The 14,895-nt window shown below is 66.1% G+C and carries 14 protein-coding genes; 9 read left to right on the top strand and 5 right to left on the bottom strand.

Annotated features, from left to right (window positions below):
* Positions 1–40: 40 nt before the first annotated feature.
* The 4 genes from lipB to M2428_RS15895 all read left to right on the top strand — a co-directional run bounded on the left by lipB (position 41) and on the right by M2428_RS15895 (position 3,122).
* Positions 41–709, top strand: a complete 669-nt coding sequence (gene lipB / locus M2428_RS15910) for a lipoyl(octanoyl) transferase LipB (RefSeq protein ID WP_277526921.1) — start codon at positions 41–43, stop codon at positions 707–709.
* A complete protein-coding gene (gene lipA / locus M2428_RS15905; RefSeq protein ID WP_018772382.1) occupies positions 706–1,713 on the top strand; it encodes a lipoyl synthase in 1,008 nt (335 codons plus the stop codon). The genes lipB and lipA overlap by 4 nt, the downstream gene beginning before the upstream one ends.
* 90 nt (positions 1,714–1,803) lie before the next feature.
* Positions 1,804–2,565 carry a DUF4191 domain-containing protein gene (locus M2428_RS15900; RefSeq protein ID WP_277526920.1) on the top strand — a complete coding sequence of 254 codons (762 nt, stop codon included), beginning with the start codon at positions 1,804–1,806 and terminating at the stop codon, positions 2,563–2,565.
* Between the two features lie 143 nt (positions 2,566–2,708).
* Positions 2,709–3,122 carry a DUF3817 domain-containing protein gene (locus M2428_RS15895; protein WP_277526919.1) on the top strand — a complete coding sequence of 138 codons (414 nt, stop codon included), beginning with the start codon at positions 2,709–2,711 and terminating at the stop codon, positions 3,120–3,122.
* A gap of 118 nt (positions 3,123–3,240) precedes the next feature.
* On the opposite strand, the gene M2428_RS15890 is transcribed toward M2428_RS15895, so the two are convergent.
* The gene (locus M2428_RS15890) at positions 3,241–3,678 is read right to left on the bottom strand and encodes an RDD family protein (RefSeq protein WP_277526918.1); all 438 of its coding nucleotides are present in this window, start codon (positions 3,676–3,678) and stop codon (positions 3,241–3,243) included.
* 284 nt (positions 3,679–3,962) lie between these two features.
* Here M2428_RS15890 and glnA (M2428_RS15885) point away from each other — a divergent pair, with 284 nt between their 5' ends.
* The 3 genes from glnA (M2428_RS15885) to M2428_RS15875 all read left to right on the top strand — a co-directional run bounded on the left by glnA (M2428_RS15885) (position 3,963) and on the right by M2428_RS15875 (position 7,635).
* Positions 3,963–5,387: a type I glutamate--ammonia ligase gene (gene glnA / locus M2428_RS15885; RefSeq protein WP_277526917.1), complete on the top strand. Its 1,425-nt coding sequence runs from the start codon at positions 3,963–3,965 to the stop codon at positions 5,385–5,387.
* A 335-nt stretch (positions 5,388–5,722) separates the two neighbouring features.
* Positions 5,723–5,851 (top strand): hypothetical protein, encoded by a 129-nt coding sequence (locus M2428_RS15880; protein ID WP_277526916.1) that lies wholly within the window; start codon positions 5,723–5,725, stop codon positions 5,849–5,851.
* 254 nt (positions 5,852–6,105) lie between these two features.
* A complete protein-coding gene (locus tag M2428_RS15875) occupies positions 6,106–7,635 on the top strand; it encodes a hypothetical protein (RefSeq protein WP_277526915.1) in 1,530 nt (509 codons plus the stop codon).
* A 38-nt stretch (positions 7,636–7,673) separates the two neighbouring features.
* Here M2428_RS15875 and M2428_RS15870 read toward each other — a convergent pair whose 3' ends face one another.
* The 4 genes from M2428_RS15870 to glnA (M2428_RS15855) all read right to left on the bottom strand — a co-directional run bounded on the left by M2428_RS15870 (position 7,674) and on the right by glnA (M2428_RS15855) (position 13,088).
* Positions 7,674–8,189: a GNAT family N-acetyltransferase gene (locus tag M2428_RS15870; RefSeq protein WP_277526914.1), complete on the bottom strand. Its 516-nt coding sequence runs from the start codon at positions 8,187–8,189 to the stop codon at positions 7,674–7,676.
* Positions 8,190–8,237: 48 nt separating this feature from the next.
* Positions 8,238–8,654: a VOC family protein gene (locus M2428_RS15865; RefSeq protein ID WP_277526913.1), complete on the bottom strand. Its 417-nt coding sequence runs from the start codon at positions 8,652–8,654 to the stop codon at positions 8,238–8,240.
* A 72-nt stretch (positions 8,655–8,726) separates the two neighbouring features.
* Entirely contained in the window at positions 8,727–11,738 is a 3,012-nt protein-coding gene (locus M2428_RS15860) for a bifunctional [glutamine synthetase] adenylyltransferase/[glutamine synthetase]-adenylyl-L-tyrosine phosphorylase (protein WP_277526912.1), read from the bottom strand.
* 9 nt (positions 11,739–11,747) lie between these two features.
* On the bottom strand, positions 11,748–13,088 hold the full coding sequence (gene glnA, locus M2428_RS15855; RefSeq protein ID WP_277526911.1) for a type I glutamate--ammonia ligase: 1,341 nt from the start codon (positions 13,086–13,088) through the stop codon (positions 11,748–11,750).
* Positions 13,089–13,350: 262 nt separating this feature from the next.
* On the opposite strand from glnA (M2428_RS15855), the gene panB reads away from it, so the two are divergent.
* Together panB and M2428_RS15845 are read left to right on the top strand one after the other, a co-directional pair.
* Positions 13,351–14,289 (top strand): 3-methyl-2-oxobutanoate hydroxymethyltransferase, encoded by a 939-nt coding sequence (gene panB / locus M2428_RS15850; RefSeq protein ID WP_277526910.1) that lies wholly within the window; start codon positions 13,351–13,353, stop codon positions 14,287–14,289.
* A 215-nt stretch (positions 14,290–14,504) separates the two neighbouring features.
* Positions 14,505–14,894, top strand: coding sequence for an SHOCT domain-containing protein (locus tag M2428_RS15845; RefSeq protein ID WP_277526909.1), 390 nt, complete (start codon positions 14,505–14,507; stop codon positions 14,892–14,894).
* The last annotated feature ends 1 nt before the right edge of the window (position 14,895 follow it).

The following is a 14,895-nucleotide window of genomic DNA, read 5'->3' as shown; positions in this document are numbered from 1 at the left end:
CAAACGGGTGCTGGGTGCGGCTGGGTCTAAGCTTGATGCCATGACTCTTGAGTTCAAACAGCTGGGTCTCGCCCCGGACTTCATCGATTACACGCGCGGCTGGGACATCCAGCGCGAATTGCATGAAAAAGTCCTCGCGGGCACCGCGCCCAGCACTGTACTGCTGCTCGAACACTCCGCGGTCTACACCGCCGGCAAGCGCACCGAAGACCACGAACGGCCCTTTGACGGAACTCCCGTGGTCGCAGTGGACCGCGGCGGCAAGCTCACATGGCACGGCCCCGGCCAGCTGGTGGGCTACCCCATCATCAAGCTCAAGAACAAGGCAGGCATCCGCGACTACGTGGAGCGCCTCGAAGCCGTGATCATTGCCGTCCTGGCGGACTACGGCATCGACGCCGTCCGGATCAAGGGCCGCGCCGGCGTCTGGATCGAGCAGGATGAGAAGGGCCCGGACCGCAAGATCGCGGCCATCGGCATCCGCGTCAACGAAGGCGTCACCATGCACGGCTTCGCGATCAACTGCAACAACGATCTCGCCGCCTACGGCCAGATCATTGCCTGCGGCATCAGCGACGCCGGAGTCACCACCATCGCCCAGGAACTTGGCAGGGACGTCACCCCGGCGGACCTCGTGTCGCGGATCACCGAAGAACTGCGCAACAATGAACATGCCCTAGTTGCAACCCCAGAAGGAGCTCTACTGTGACACTGGCACCAGAAGGCCGGAAGATGCTGCGCATTGAGCAGCGAAACGCGGCCACACCGGTGGAACGTAAGCCGGAATGGATCAAGGCCAAGGTCCAGATGGGCCCCGAGTTCGTCCAGCTCAAGAACCTCGTCAAGAAGGAAGGCCTCCACACGGTGTGTGAAGAGGCCGGCTGCCCGAACATCTTCGAATGCTGGGAAGACAAGGAAGCGACCTTCCTGATCGGCGGCTCCGAATGCACCCGGCGCTGCGATTTCTGCCAGATCGACACCGGCAAGCCCTCGCCCGTGGACATGTTCGAGCCCACCAAGGTGGCCCGCTCGGTCCAGGCCATGCAGCTGCGCTACGCCACCGTGACCGGTGTGGCCCGCGACGACCTCGCCGACGAGGGCGTCTGGCTGTACGCCGAGACGGTCCGCAAGATCCACGAACTGAACCCGGGCACCGGCGTCGAACTGCTGATCCCCGATTTCTCCGGCAAGCCCGAGCACATCGAGGCGATCTGCGACTCCAAGCCCGAGGTCTTCGCCCACAACGTCGAAACCGTGCCCCGGATCTTCAAGCGGATCCGCCCGGCGTTCCGCTACGACCGCTCCCTGGACGTCATCACCCAGGGCCGCAAGCTCGGCATGGTGACCAAGTCCAACCTGATCCTGGGCATGGGCGAGACCCGCGAGGAAATCTCCGAGGCCCTGCGGGACCTGCACGAGGCCGGCTGCGACCTGATCACCATCACCCAGTACCTCCGCCCCTCCGAACGCCACCTGCCGGTGGACCGCTGGGTCAAGCCGCAGGAATTCGTGGACCTGCAGAACGAAGCGGACGAGATCGGCTTCCTCGGCGTCATGTCCGGGCCCCTGGTGCGTTCCTCCTACCGCGCCGGCCGGCTCTGGGCCACCGCGATGCGCAAAAAGGGCTGGGAAATCCCGGCCGAGCTCGCGCACATCGAAAGCTCGGGCAGCACCCGCCAGGAAGCCAGCTCACTGCTCGCAGCGCATTCCTGAAGCCCGTTCTAACACCCTTCCAGCCAAGGGCCGGCACCGGAGTCATCTGGTGCCGGCCCTTGGCCGTCCATCACGTAGAATTAAGGCACTATGGCGAATTCCCCTGATCCCAGCAACTCCAGCCCGGCTTCCGATGCTCCGAAGCGCGGACTTTTCTCCCGCAAGCCCAAGGCAGCAAAGGCCAAGAAGCCGAGCCGGCTGAAGCAGATCGGCGAAGTCTTCCAGATGACGCGCCGCCACGATCCCATGGTTCCGTGGCTGATGTTGCTGGCCTTCCTGGGTGTTGTTGCAGTCAGCCTCCTGGTCGGGTTCCTGCTCGAAAACTGGATCACCGGCCTGATCATCGGCGTCGCACTGGGTGCCCTTGCGGCCACGCTGATCCTGTCCCGCCGTGCCGAGCGTGCCGCGTTCGCGCAGATCGAGGACCAGCCGGGCGCTTCAGGTGCCGCATTGGGCACGCTCAAGCGCGGCTGGATCACCGAGGACCAGCCCGTCGCCGTGAACCCGCGCACGCAGGACGCCGTCTTCCGCGCCATCGGCCGTCCCGGCGTCGTGCTCGTCAGCGAAGGCCCCAGCAACCGGGTCAAGCCGCTGGTCGACGCCGAGCGCAAGCGTCTTGCCCGCATCCTCCCCAACGTCACCATCCATGTGATCGAGAGCGGCCGCGGCGAGGGTCAGGTGCCGCTCAGCCAGATCGCCAGGAAGATGAACAAACTCAAGGGCGAATTGACCAAGACCGAGGTCAGTGCCGTGTCCAAGCGCATTTCCTCGCTCGGCGGCCGCCTGCCCATCCCGAAGGGCATCGATCCCTACAAGGCCCGTCCGGACCGCAAAGCGGCCCGCGGACGCTAGGCCCTGCCCGCCGCGCCGCCCACTAACGCAGCAACCAGTAACGCAGAAACGCCCCGGTTCACGGCCACTTCAGGCCGCCAGCCGGGGCGTTTCCATTACCGCCCGGCATCTCCCCGACGGATGCCAGGAATCAGGAGAACCGCATGAAATTCCCACCGACCGCCACGATGATCCGTATCTTCCGGGGGCTGGCAATCGCCGAAGCGTTCAGCTGGGCCGCGTTGTTGTTCGGCATGGTGCTCAAATGGGTGACCAAGACGACGGAACTCGGCGTAGAGCTTGCCGGTCCGATCCACGGGGCGTTCTTCATCGGCTATGCGATCGCGGCGTTGAGCTTGTGGGCGAAGCTTCGCTGGCCGTTCCGGGTTGCCTTGCTCTCAGGCCTCTCCGCCGTGTTCCCCTTCGCGACCGTCTGGTTTGAACGCTGGGCCGGGCGCTGCGGTCACCTCAACGCCACTGGCGCCGGGGCTGCGGCACATGGCCAACAGGGAAGCGAACTGAGCGAAGTGGCAGAAACTTCGGATCGCGACGACGACACGGTATCTACCAGAGTCTGACGGGGTCAGGCTCGGGTCAGGCTCGGGTCTGACTGGCGCTGACCGGGGCGGGCCAGTACGGTCCGCCGTCGCGCCTCCCTCGACTGGCGGGGGATCGCCGTCAGGCCACCAGTGAAAGCTACATCCGGACGAGCACGGTATGCATGGCCTTGTCGTGGAGGCCGCGCTGGTCCGGATCGAAGATGACGGCAGGGATCACCAGGCACAGCAGCAGCGTGCGCACGAGGGCCGCGAGCGGGCCCGCCGGGCCTCCGCCCAGCCGGACCACGTGGATCCCCACGATCCGGTGGCCAATGCTGTAGCCGAGGGTGCCGATCAGCAGGATCTGCTCGATGGCAAACACGGCAAGGGTGGCCCAGGAATCGCCGGCGAAGGCGAAATTGCTGATCAACAGCGCGATGCCCCAGTCAATGCAGATCGCCAGGATGCGCCGGCCGGCACGGGCGATCGATCCTGACCCGGCGTCGGGCAGTCCTAGCCGCTCCCCCGGGTACCTGGAGATGCCGGATGTGTCCGGCCCGGTGAGCCATGAACCGATGTCTTTGCGATCAACCACCCTCCAATCTTATCGGCTCTGGCATGTCCACAGTGTGGGCGGTAGGGTGTCACACTGTGGACCGTATAGGCCACAGTGTGGACCGGCGGCTAGCGTTTACGTGTCAGGGCATTCTGTAACCTCCCTGAAACAATGCGGACACTGCGGGGAAATCCCATGTCCTTAGGGTGGTAACAGTTGCTAGCGACTGCGAAGCGGGGGAACTTTTTTGCTTCCCCGCTTGTTGGACTGCGCTGGACCAATGTGCCTGACGGCCAGATTTTTCATATGCGTAAGGAGCATAGATGTTCAAGACTGCGGACGAAGTCCTCAAGTTCATCAAGGACGAAGACATCAAATTCGTCGATATCCGCTTCACCGATCTCCCTGGCGTTCAGCAGCACTTCAACGTGCCCGCCAAGAGCGTTGACGCCGACTTCTTCGTCAACGGCCAGCTGTTCGACGGATCTTCGATCCGCGGCTTCCAGGGCATCGCCGAGTCTGACATGCAGCTCATCCCGGACGTCACGACGGCGTTCATCGACACGTTCCGCATGGAGAAGACCCTTGCGCTGAACTTCTCGATCGTGAACCCGCGTACCGGTGACCCGTACCACCGCGATCCCCGCGGCGTGGCCGAGAAGGCAGAGGCCTACTTGGCTTCCACCGGCATCGCCGACACCGCGTTCTTCGCCCCCGAGGCCGAGTTCTTCGTCTTCGACAACGTCCAGTACCAGTCCTCGCCCCAGGGCAGCTTCTACAAGATCGATTCCGAGGAAGCGCACTGGAACACGGGCCGTGAGGAAGAGGGCGGAAACCTCGGCTACAAGACCCCCATCAAGGGCGGTTACTTCCCGGTCTCCCCCACCGACAAGCAGGCTGACCTGCGCGACGCCATGTGTGTTGCCCTGGACGAGGCCGGCCTTGAGGTCGAGCGCAGCCACCACGAAGTAGGCTCTGCCGGCCAGGCTGAGATCAACTACAAGTTCACCACCCTGACCCACGCGGCTGATGACCTGCAGAAGTTCAAGTACGTCATCAAGAACACCGCCGATGCCTGGGGCAAGTCCGTGACCTTCATGCCGAAGCCGGTCTTCGGTGACAACGGCTCGGGCATGCACTGCCACCAGTCGCTGTGGACCGGTGGCGAGCCGCTGTTCTACGACGAGAAGGGCTACGCCGGCCTGTCCGACACCGCCCGCTGGTACATCGGCGGTCTGCTGAAGCACTCCTCCGCCGTCCTGGCCTTCACCAACCCGACGGTGAACTCTTACCGCCGCCTGGTCAAGGGCTTCGAAGCTCCGGTCAACATGGTCTACTCGCAGGGCAACCGCTCCGCCGGTATCCGTATCCCGATCACGGGCTCCAACCCGAAGGCCAAGCGCATCGAGTTCCGCGCGCCGGACCCCTCCTCCAACCCGTACTTGGCGTTCGCCGCCCAGCTGATGGCCGGCATCGACGGCATCCGCAACCGGATCGAACCGCCGGCTCCGATCGACAAGGACCTCTACGAGCTCCCCGCCGAAGAAGCCAAGGACATCCCCAAGGCTCCGGGCACCCTCGAGGAGGCCCTGGATGCACTGGCCGAGGACAACGAGTTCCTGCAGGCCGGCGGTGTCTTCACCCAGGACCTGATCGACACCTGGATCGAGTACAAGTACGAGAACGAGATCCGTCCGCTCTCACTGCGCCCGAACCCGTACGAGTTCGAGCTCTACTACGGCGTCTAGTTAGATCACGCGGCTGAATCGGGCATAGCCCGCAGACAGTCCGCAAGAACGCAGATACAGAAACGGCCCTCGTACCGATTCCGGTAGGAGGGCCGTTTTCGTTTGCCCGGTACCTATTTGCGGATCGAGCGGTCGATCAGTCGGATCCGTAACCCATCTCCGCAGTGCCTCAGAGATGTCGCGTAGTTCGTCCTTACTACGTAAGCAAAGCCCCCAATCAGAAACCGCTTGTGCCTGGGCAGGGTTCGGAGTTGCATAAAACTATGAACCCAATGGCGTCCTTGGACACGCCCGAGGTTTCCGGGGATGTTGTTCTGTTGATCGTAGGAATAGGCGTGGCTGCGATCATTCTGATGGCGGCCTTCCTGACCTTCCTTTACTACCGCGACAGGGCCGAGGACAAGCGATCCGAGGAAATAGGGATGCGTCACCGATCCTTTGGCGGGTCCCACCGGCGCTTCTAGCCCAGTTCCTGCTGGCGCCAGTCCGGCTGGTAGTCAGGGTGGTCCATACACGGCTCAGCGATGAGGAACAGGAACTTCTCATAAGGCAGCTCGGTCGGACAATTTGTAGTTCCGGAGCGGTCATTGCGACTGCGCCGTACTGCAGTGAGTTCTCCGCATTGGTCGAGTTGGGCCGTAGCCGATGTGATTGTCTTGTAGCATTTGCCTTGGTCCCTTCCCGCACACGGCGAGGGCATTCTTTGGGGGAAATGTTGATGGGAACTCTTACGCGCGCGGCTTCGGCCGCCGGTGCTGCCATAATTTTGTCGGCCATCGGCTTCGCAGCTCCGGCCCAGGCCGCTTATGTTTGCTGGGATTCTGCCAGCGGGCAGACGTGCCGGGACTTCGGCGAAAATGCCACGGACCGCACCACGGTCCGGGCGCTGGAGCGCCCTACCTTTACCGGCATCCTCACGGTGGGACAGACCCTCACGTCGTATCCCGGCGAATGGGTACGGGCCCAAACGCTGAAGTACCAGTGGCTTCGCGACGGTGCCGTCATTCCCGGTGCCCAGGGCGAAACCTACGACATAACAGAGGAAGATGACGGCCGGTCCCTGGCCCTGCGCGTGACAGGCTCCGCCGACGGGCTGATGGACGGCGTCACGACCACCCAACCGTCGCCCAAGGTCAGTGCAACCAACACCGCAGCGTATACGGCCCGGCCAGCCATCATCATTACCGGCGAAGCTCCATCTGTGTCGGGTTGGACGAGGGTCGGATTCGAGTTGGACGTCGACGATTTGGGCATGTGGTCGACCGACGCTTTGGCGTTACAGTGGCAAGCCGATGGCGTGGACATCGAGGGAGCCACCACAGACAACTACAAGATCAGGACTGCCGACCTGGGCAAAGTGGTTACCCTCAAGGTGACCGGCAGTTGGCCGGGTCTAGGGAGCGTGTCCAAGTCGAACATAGCCCCGATCGTCACCCCCGGGTACATCCACCCCACGGATGAAATGTGGTTGGCAGGCGGCTCCGAGGTCGGCGACACCCTCAATGTGGAAGGCAGCGGCGGCTGGTATGCCGACGGTGAGCCGATTACCCTCCTCTATCAGTGGGAGCGGGACGGCCAAAAGATTACCGGGGCAACCCAGGCGACCTACACTGTCGTGGCCGCGGATCAGGGCCATCAGATCCGGGCGCAGGTCACCGCAACGGCTCCCGGACACTCGCCGAATACCCAAACGTCGCTATACAACGACATCGTTGACAGCACCGCTGGTGGAGACAGCGGTCAGCCCGCTCCTGCACCGGCACCCGCGGAGCCCGTAGAGCAGGCCCCTGCTCCGGCACCGGCCCCCGTGGAGCAGGCGCCCGCACCGGCACCGGCACCGGCCCTAGATGACCAGGCTCTCATCCGTCAGGCCGATCTAGTCCAGCCAACAACCCGCAATGCCTCGGCGCCCGACGTCGTTCCTGCGCGGGCCGGTGGTGGATTCGTCCAGCCGCAGGCTGCCTCGCGGGCCGAGTCGCCGGTCGCCGACGCTGCCGGCCCGGTCGAGGCAGCTGCCCCAGCGGACGCCGCGCCCGCCGACACGGCACCGGCTGCTACCACCAGCCCGGCTCCTTCATCCACACCGGGGCCCGCCGCCACCACGGCACAGGCGGCCAGCACTAGCACCGCAAACCCGCTGCCGCTCGTCCTGTGGATCGCCGGTGTTCTCATCGTGGCGGGCCTGGTCTGGGTCATCCGGCCGCTGCGTGCCTCGGTGAGCCGGATTGTCGCCCGCAAGGCCCCTTAGGGCTGGCGAGATACCAGCGCGGCCCAGGACTCCCTGGATCAGAATGCCCGGTACATGATGCGCTGCGGGCCGGCGTCGCCGCCTTCGTAGCGGCCGCGGTCCTCGAAACCGGCCTTGCGGTAGGCGGCCAGCCCGCCGGGATTCAGTTCGTTGACGGAGAGAACGACGCCGGCCTGCCCGCTGCCGTGGCCCGCCGTCAGTTTGGCGGCCTCCCGCACTGCGGCCTCCGCGGCGAGGGTGCCGAGGCCCTGGCCCTGCTGCCGCCGGTCGATCAGGAAGCCCCGCAGCAGCCAGGCGGAGTCGTCGTCGGGCCAGCCAGCCAGGGTCGCGGCACCGGCCTGGAGCGTCAGCACGCCGACGGCGGTGCCGTTCTCATCCACGGCGAACGGGTGTCGGGACTCTTCCTCGAGCGCGATCAGCATCATTCGCAGCGGCTCGCCAACAAACCTCTGCTGCCCCTCACCAAGCTCCAGCAGCGCGATCTCCCCCAGCTTGATGGCCCGGGCGTCGTCGTCGAGGTTCTTCAAGGGCAGCAGCCACACGTGTCCAGCCATGTAGCCAGCGTACCTGCGCCGCGGCGCAGGCCGCCGAGGGTGAAGCAGCTACAGGGCAGCGTCCTTGGGCGGACCGGCCGGATCCATCCAGAAAACTTCCCAGAGGTGGCCGTCCGGGTCCTGGAAGCTGTGCGTGTACATGAAGCCGTAGTCCTGGGCCTCTTCCGATGCAGTGCCCCCGGAGGTCAGGGCGGTGCGGATGACCTCGTCCACAGCGTCGCGGCTCTCCAGCGAGAAGGACATGATGGCCTCGGCGCTGTCCGCCGTCGCGGCGATCGACTTGGAGGTGAAGGTCTTGAAGTAGGACTCGACGAGCAGCATCACATACGCGCCGTCATTGACGATCATGCAGGTGGCGTTCTCGTCGGTGAAGTCGGGGTTGAAGGAGAATCCCAGCGCCGTGAAGAACTCAACGGTCTTATCGAGATTCCGGACGGGAAGGTTCACAAACAGTTGCCTGGCCATCCGCCCAAGGTAGCACCGCGCGGCAATGGTGTCAGTAGGGCTTTTCAGCAGCCGCGTGCCAGCCGGCAGGCATTACTGGCCGTAGAAGACCCGCTCGAAAACTGCCCGGGCCCGCCGGCTCAGCCGGAGGTAGTCTTCTTCCAGCGCCGCGGCGTTGCCCTGCCCGTACCCGCACCAGCGGGCCACCGCCTCAAGGTCGCGGCGGGAGGAGGGCAGCAGATCCGAGGACCGGCCGGTCCAGATGACGTTGGCCGACCGGATCCGGCTCGCCAGCCGCCAGGCCCGAAGGAGGACCACGGTGTCCGCCGCGTCTATGAGGTCCAGAGCAGCGGCCGCCTCGAGGGCCTCCACGGTGGACGTGGTCCGCAGCTCCGGGTGCGTGCCGGCGTGCTGAAGCTGGAGCAGCTGGGCCAGCCATTCGACGTCGCTCAGCCCGCCCCGGCCAAGCTTCAGGTGCCGGGCGGGATCGGCCCCGCGCGGCAGGCGCTCCGCCTCGACCCTGGCCTTGACCCGCCGGACTTCCCGCACGTCCTGGTCAGACAGCGACTCCGGGTATCGGACGGTATCGATCAGCGCCACAAAATCCTCTGCCAGGTCATCGTCGCCGGCCATCGGGCGCGCCCGCAGCAGCGCCTGGGCCTCCCAGACGAGAGACCACCGGCGGTAGTACTCGGCATAGGACTCCAGGGTCCGCACCATGGGCCCGCTCTTGCCCTCGGGGCGCAGGTCCGCGTCCACCGCCAGCACCCGTTCGGCGAGGATCGCCGGCTTGAGCGGCTGGGTCAGCAAGCTGGAGAGCTTGCCTACAATCTGCAGCGCCTGCGCCTGCGCCTCCTCTTCCGGCACGCCGGGGAGTCCGCGGTGGACGTACATGACGTCGGCGTCCGAGCCGTAGCCGATCTCCCGGCCGCCCTGGCGGCCCATCGCGACCACCAGCACGTGCGTCTTCAGCGGCTCCTCGGCGGTGACGATCGTCTCCGCCACGCGCAGCGCCCCCAGGACGGCCGCGCGGTCCGTATCGGCGAGGGCTGCCCCCACCTGGTCCTGGTCCAGCAGCCCCTCACTGTCCGCAATGGCCACCCGCAGGATTTCCCTGCGCCGGATCAGCCGGATCAGCCGCATGGCGCTCTCCGGATCCGCGTGCCGGGACATCTTCGAGGTGATCTCAAGCCATTGGGACTTGAAGCTGAGCGGCACCAGTTCCTTGTCCGTGCCCAGCCAGGCCACGGACTCGGGCGAAACCTCCAGCAGGTCCGCGATCAGCCGGGAGTTGGCGAGCACGTGGCAGAGCCGCTCGGCCGCGGCCGTCGAATCCCGGAGCATGCCCAGGTACCAGTGCGTCGTGCCAAGCGCCTCGCTGACGCGCCGGAAGGCGAGCAGCCCGGCGTCGGGGTCCACGCCGTCCGCGAGCCAGTCCAGCAGGATGGGCAGGAGCTGGCGCTGGAGCGCGGCGCGCCGGCTCACGCCGGCGGTGAGGGCCTCGATGTGCCGCATGGCGCCGCGGGGATCGAGGTAGCCGAGGGCCGCGAGGCGGCCTTGGGCGGCTTCCGGGGTCAGGCGCGCCTCTTCGCTGCTGAGGGTGGCGACGCTATTGAGCAGCGGGCGGTAGAAAATGCGTTCGTGGAGTTCCCGCACGGAGCGCTTGGTCTGTCGCCAGGCGGCCACCAGGGCGTCAGGCTTGGGCCGCTCGGCCGAGAACGGCCCCAGGACGGCCTTGGCGAGGGAGCGCAACGACGCTTCGTTGGCGGGCATGAGGTGGGTCCGGCGCAGCTGGAACAGCTGGATCCGGTGTTCGAGCAGGCGCAGGTAGCGGTAGTCGCGGTCGAACTCCGCGGCGTCTGAGCGGCCGATGTACCCGCCGGCGGAGAGCGCGGCGATGGCCGAGGTGGTGTCCCGGCAGCGCAGCGATTCATCGGACTTGCCGTGCACGAGTTGGAGCAGCTGGACGGTGAATTCGACGTCGCGCAGTCCTCCGCGGCCCAGCTTGATCTGCCGCTGTTCCTCCTCGGCTGGAATGTGCTCAGTGACGCGGCGGCGCATGGCGCGGACGGATTCGACGAAGCCTTCCCGGCCGGCCGAGGACCAGATCAAGGGCGTCACGGCCGCTTCGTAACGGGCGCCCAGCTCGGGGTCGCCAGCAATGGTCCGGGCCTTCAGGAGGGCCTGGAATTCCCAGCTCTCGGCCCAGCGCGCGTAATAGCTTTCGTGCGAGGCGAGGGTCCGGACCAGCGGCCCGGACTTTCCCTCGGGCCGGAGGTTCGCATCCACTTCCCACAGCCCGGGTTCGCGGCTAGTGGACATGATCGCCCGCGAGATTCCGGAAGCCAGGACCGTGCCGATGGTGGTGGCGAGGGTGTCCTCCAGCGCACCGGAATCGATCACGTAGATGACGTCGACGTCGGAGATGTAGTTAAGTTCGCGGGCACCGCACTTGCCCATGCCGATCACGGCGAGGCCGACGTCGGCCACCTCCGCGGCGTCGAACTTCTCCGCCGCCTCGGCCCGGGACACGGCGAGGGCCGCCTCGAGGGCGGCGCCGGCGAGATCGGCCAGTTCCGCACCTGCAGCCGGCATGAAGTCCAGCGGATCGGCTGCGCACAGGTCCTTGATGGCGAGTTCCACGAGCCCGCGCCGGTAGGCGGTCCGCAGGGCGGCGTAGGCTTCCTGACCACTAAGGGCCGCCACCGGCCGGGCAGACTTGGGGTCGGCCCGCACCGACTGCAGTAACCGGGCCCGCAGGGTCACGGCGTCCGCGGCCAGCGGTTCGGGGCTGATCCGCACCTCGAAGGCGTCGAGGTGCTCGGGGTGGCGGATGAGGAACTCACCGAGCGCCTCGGAGGCCCCAAGGACCCGGTACAGGGGTTCGCTGCTTTCCGGGTCCGCGACGGCAAGCTTGCGCAGCTCCGGGTGTTTCTCGATCAGCCGGACCAGGGACTGCAGGGCCGTGTCCGGGTTCGCCGCCAGCTGCAGCCCCGCGAACAGGGCATCCTGGTCGAGCCCCTCCAGTTCCCGGGCCGCCAGAAACCGCTCGCCCTTGTCGAGGTCGCTGAAGCCGGCGGCAATGAGGCGTCGTGCCAGGCTCATTGGGGCAGCCTACAGAATGCCGAGGTTGCGTTGCAGCTCGTAGGGCGTCACCTGGAGGCGGTAGTCCTGCCATTCTGCACGCTTGTTGCGCAGGAAGTGCTCGAACACCTGCTCGCCGAGGATCTGCGGCATGAGCTCGGAATCCTCCATGGTCCGGATGGCGTCGTGCAGGCTCGCCGGCAGCGGGTCGTGGCCCATGGCGCGGCGTTCCGCCGAGCTCAGCGACCAGATGTCGTCCTCTGCCGCTGCGGGGAGCTGGTAGCCCTCCTCGATGCCCTTAAGGCCGGCGCCAAGGAGCACGGCGTAGGCCAGGTAGGGGTTGGCAGCGGAGTCGATGCCGCGGTATTCGATCCGCGCTGACTGGCCCTTGCCGGGCTTGTACAGCGGGACGCGGACCAGCGCGGAGCGGTTGTTGTGCCCCCAGCTCAGGTAGCTCGGCGCCTCTCCCCCGCCCCAGAGCCGCTTGTAGGAGTTCACGAACTGGTTGGTCACCGCCGTGAATTCGGGTGCGTGCTTGAGGATGCCGGCAATAAACTGCCGCGCCGTCTCGGAAAGCTGGAACTCTGCGCCGGCCTCGTAGAAGGCGTTGGTGTCTCCTTCAAAGAGTGAGAAGTGCGTGTGCATGCCGGAGCCCGGGTGGGCGGTGAAGGGCTTGGGCATGAAGGTGGCATACGTGCCCTGCTGCAGCGCGACTTCCTTGATGACCGTCCGGAACGTCATGATGTTGTCCGCGGTCTGCAGGGCGTCCGCGTAGCGCAGGTCGATCTCGTTCTGGCCCGGCCCGGCCTCGTGGTGGCTGAATTCCACGGAGATGCCGACAGATTCGAGCATGGTCACGGCGGTCCGGCGGAAGTCCTGGGCCACACCGCCCGGGACGTGGTCAAAGTAGCCGCCCTCGTCCACAGGGATGGGCGATCCGTCGGGGCCCGGCTGCTGGGACTTGAGCAGGTAGAACTCGATCTCGGGGTGGGTGTAGCAGGTGAAGCCCATGTCCGCGGCCTTGGCCAGCGTGCGCTTGAGGACGTTGCGCGGGTCCGCTGCAGAAGGTTCGCCGTCGGGCGTCAGGATGTCGCAGAACATCCGCGAGGTGGCCTCGGTCTCGCCGCGCCACGGCAGGATCTGGAACGTGGCCGGATCCGGCTGGGCGAGCATGTCGGATTCAAAGACGCGGGCCAGGCCCTCAATCGATGACCCGTCGAATCCGAGTCCTTCCTCAAAGGCGCCTTCCACCTCGGCCGGGGCCAGGGCCACGGACTTGAGCGATCCCACGACGTCGGTGAACCAAAGGCGCACAAACCGCACATCGCGCTCTTCGATCGTCCGCAGGACAAACTCTTGCTGGCGGTCCATACTGGCCTCTTTCCGGTTCTTCCATCCGCCCCAGGCCCGCCATTCATGGGCCCCGCGGCTGCTCACCGTTCACTTTACTAAGCATTGCCGCCGATTGCTGAAGCCGGGCCCCCGCGTAACACACCGTTAACACAACGGCCGACGATTTCGCTGCGTGCGGCGGCGCTGCGCCGCCCCCTGGACCATGCCTGTGACGTGATTCACTGGCAACCGGGATGTTCCCCGGTAGCTGTGTCGACCCGTATCGCACTACGCTCGTGGCATGGCCACCAGCAACAGCTCTGATTCCAGCACGCCCGCAGAACTTGCGGCCCCCTACGGCAACGGCCCGGCAGCGGCTTCCGCCGCCGTCCCCTCCGGAACCACGGGCACCAGTGCGGGATCGGCGGACGCGTCCCGGAAACCGGTGGCCAGGATCCGCACGCATCACCTCCACCAGGCCAAGGTCAGCGGTGAGCGCTTCGCGATGCTCACCGCCTATGACCAGTACACAGCCGAGATTTTTGACCAGGCCGGCATCGAGGTGCTGCTGGTGGGCGATTCGGCCTCCAATAACGTCTTCGGCAACGAGACCAGCCTTCCCGTGACGGTGGACGAGCTCCTACCGCTGTGCCGGGCCGTCGCCCGCTCCGCGCGGCGGGCCCTGGTGGTCGCCGACCTGCCGTTCGGCAGCTACGAGGTCTCCGCCCAGCAGGCGGTGGCCACCGGCGTGCGGTTCCTCAAGGAGGGGCTGGCCCACGCGGTCAAGATCGAAGGCGGTAAGTTCTACGCCGAGACTGTCCGCGCCATGGTCCAGGCCGGCATCCCGGTCATGGCGCACATCGGCTTCACCCCGCAGAGCGAGCACGCCCTCGGCGGCTACCGCGTCCAGGGCCGCGGCGATGACGCCCAGCGGTTGATCGACGACGCCGTCGCGCTGGCCGACGCCGGCGCGTTCTGCGTGTTGATGGAAATGGTGCCGGCCGCCACGGCGGCCGCCGTGGATGCCGCCGTCGAGGTGCCTACCGTCGGCATCGGCGCTGGCAGCGCTACCACCGGACAGGTCCTGGTGTGGCAGGACATGGCGGGCCTGCGCGGCGGAAAAATGGCGAAATTCGTCAAGCAGTACGCGGACCTGCGGACCTCGCTCAGCGACGCGGCGAAGGCTTACGGCGAGGACGTGCGTTCCGGCCAGTTCCCCGGCCCGGAGCACTCCTTCTAGCGGCGCCTGCGGGCCTCGGTCCCTCCGGATCCGGTCAGCAGCCCGGCGCCGGGGCCCACACCTCATCCTTCACGGACGATGCGTTGCGCCTCCGCTGAGGTCAGGCTGACCATTAAGGTCTGCATCAAGGCCTCAGCAGATGCTCCGCCAGCCCGGACGGTTTCATGCGCGAAGCGCTGGGTCCGGCTCCGGCGGACACGATTGGAGGAGTAGCGATGGACACGAATAGCTTCTGGGACGTCCTGCTATGGAGTTTCTGGTTCTTTATCTGGATCGCCGCACTGATGGTGTGGTTCCGCTGCCTGATGGACTTGTTCGGCGACCATGAACTCAGCGGCTGGGCCAAGGCCGGCTGGGTGATATTGCTGATCTTCGTGCCTTGGCTCGGCGCCCTGATCTACCTGATCGCCCGGGGGCGGAGCATGGCCGAACGGCAGATGAAGGCACTGGCCCAGCAGCAGGCCGCCCAGCAGGAGTACATCAAGCAGGCCGCAGGCACAACGGCCAGTCCCGCCGGCCAGATCGCCGATGCCAGGGCACTGCTCGATTCCGGAGCCATCAACCAGACCGAGTTTGATTCCCTGAAGGCAAAGGCCCTGGCCTGAC

This window comes from Arthrobacter sp. ES3-54 (genome assembly GCF_029504395.1).
Classification (GTDB): Bacteria; Actinomycetota; Actinomycetes; order Actinomycetales; family Micrococcaceae; genus Arthrobacter.
This window is presented reverse-complemented; position numbering and strand designations above follow the sequence as displayed.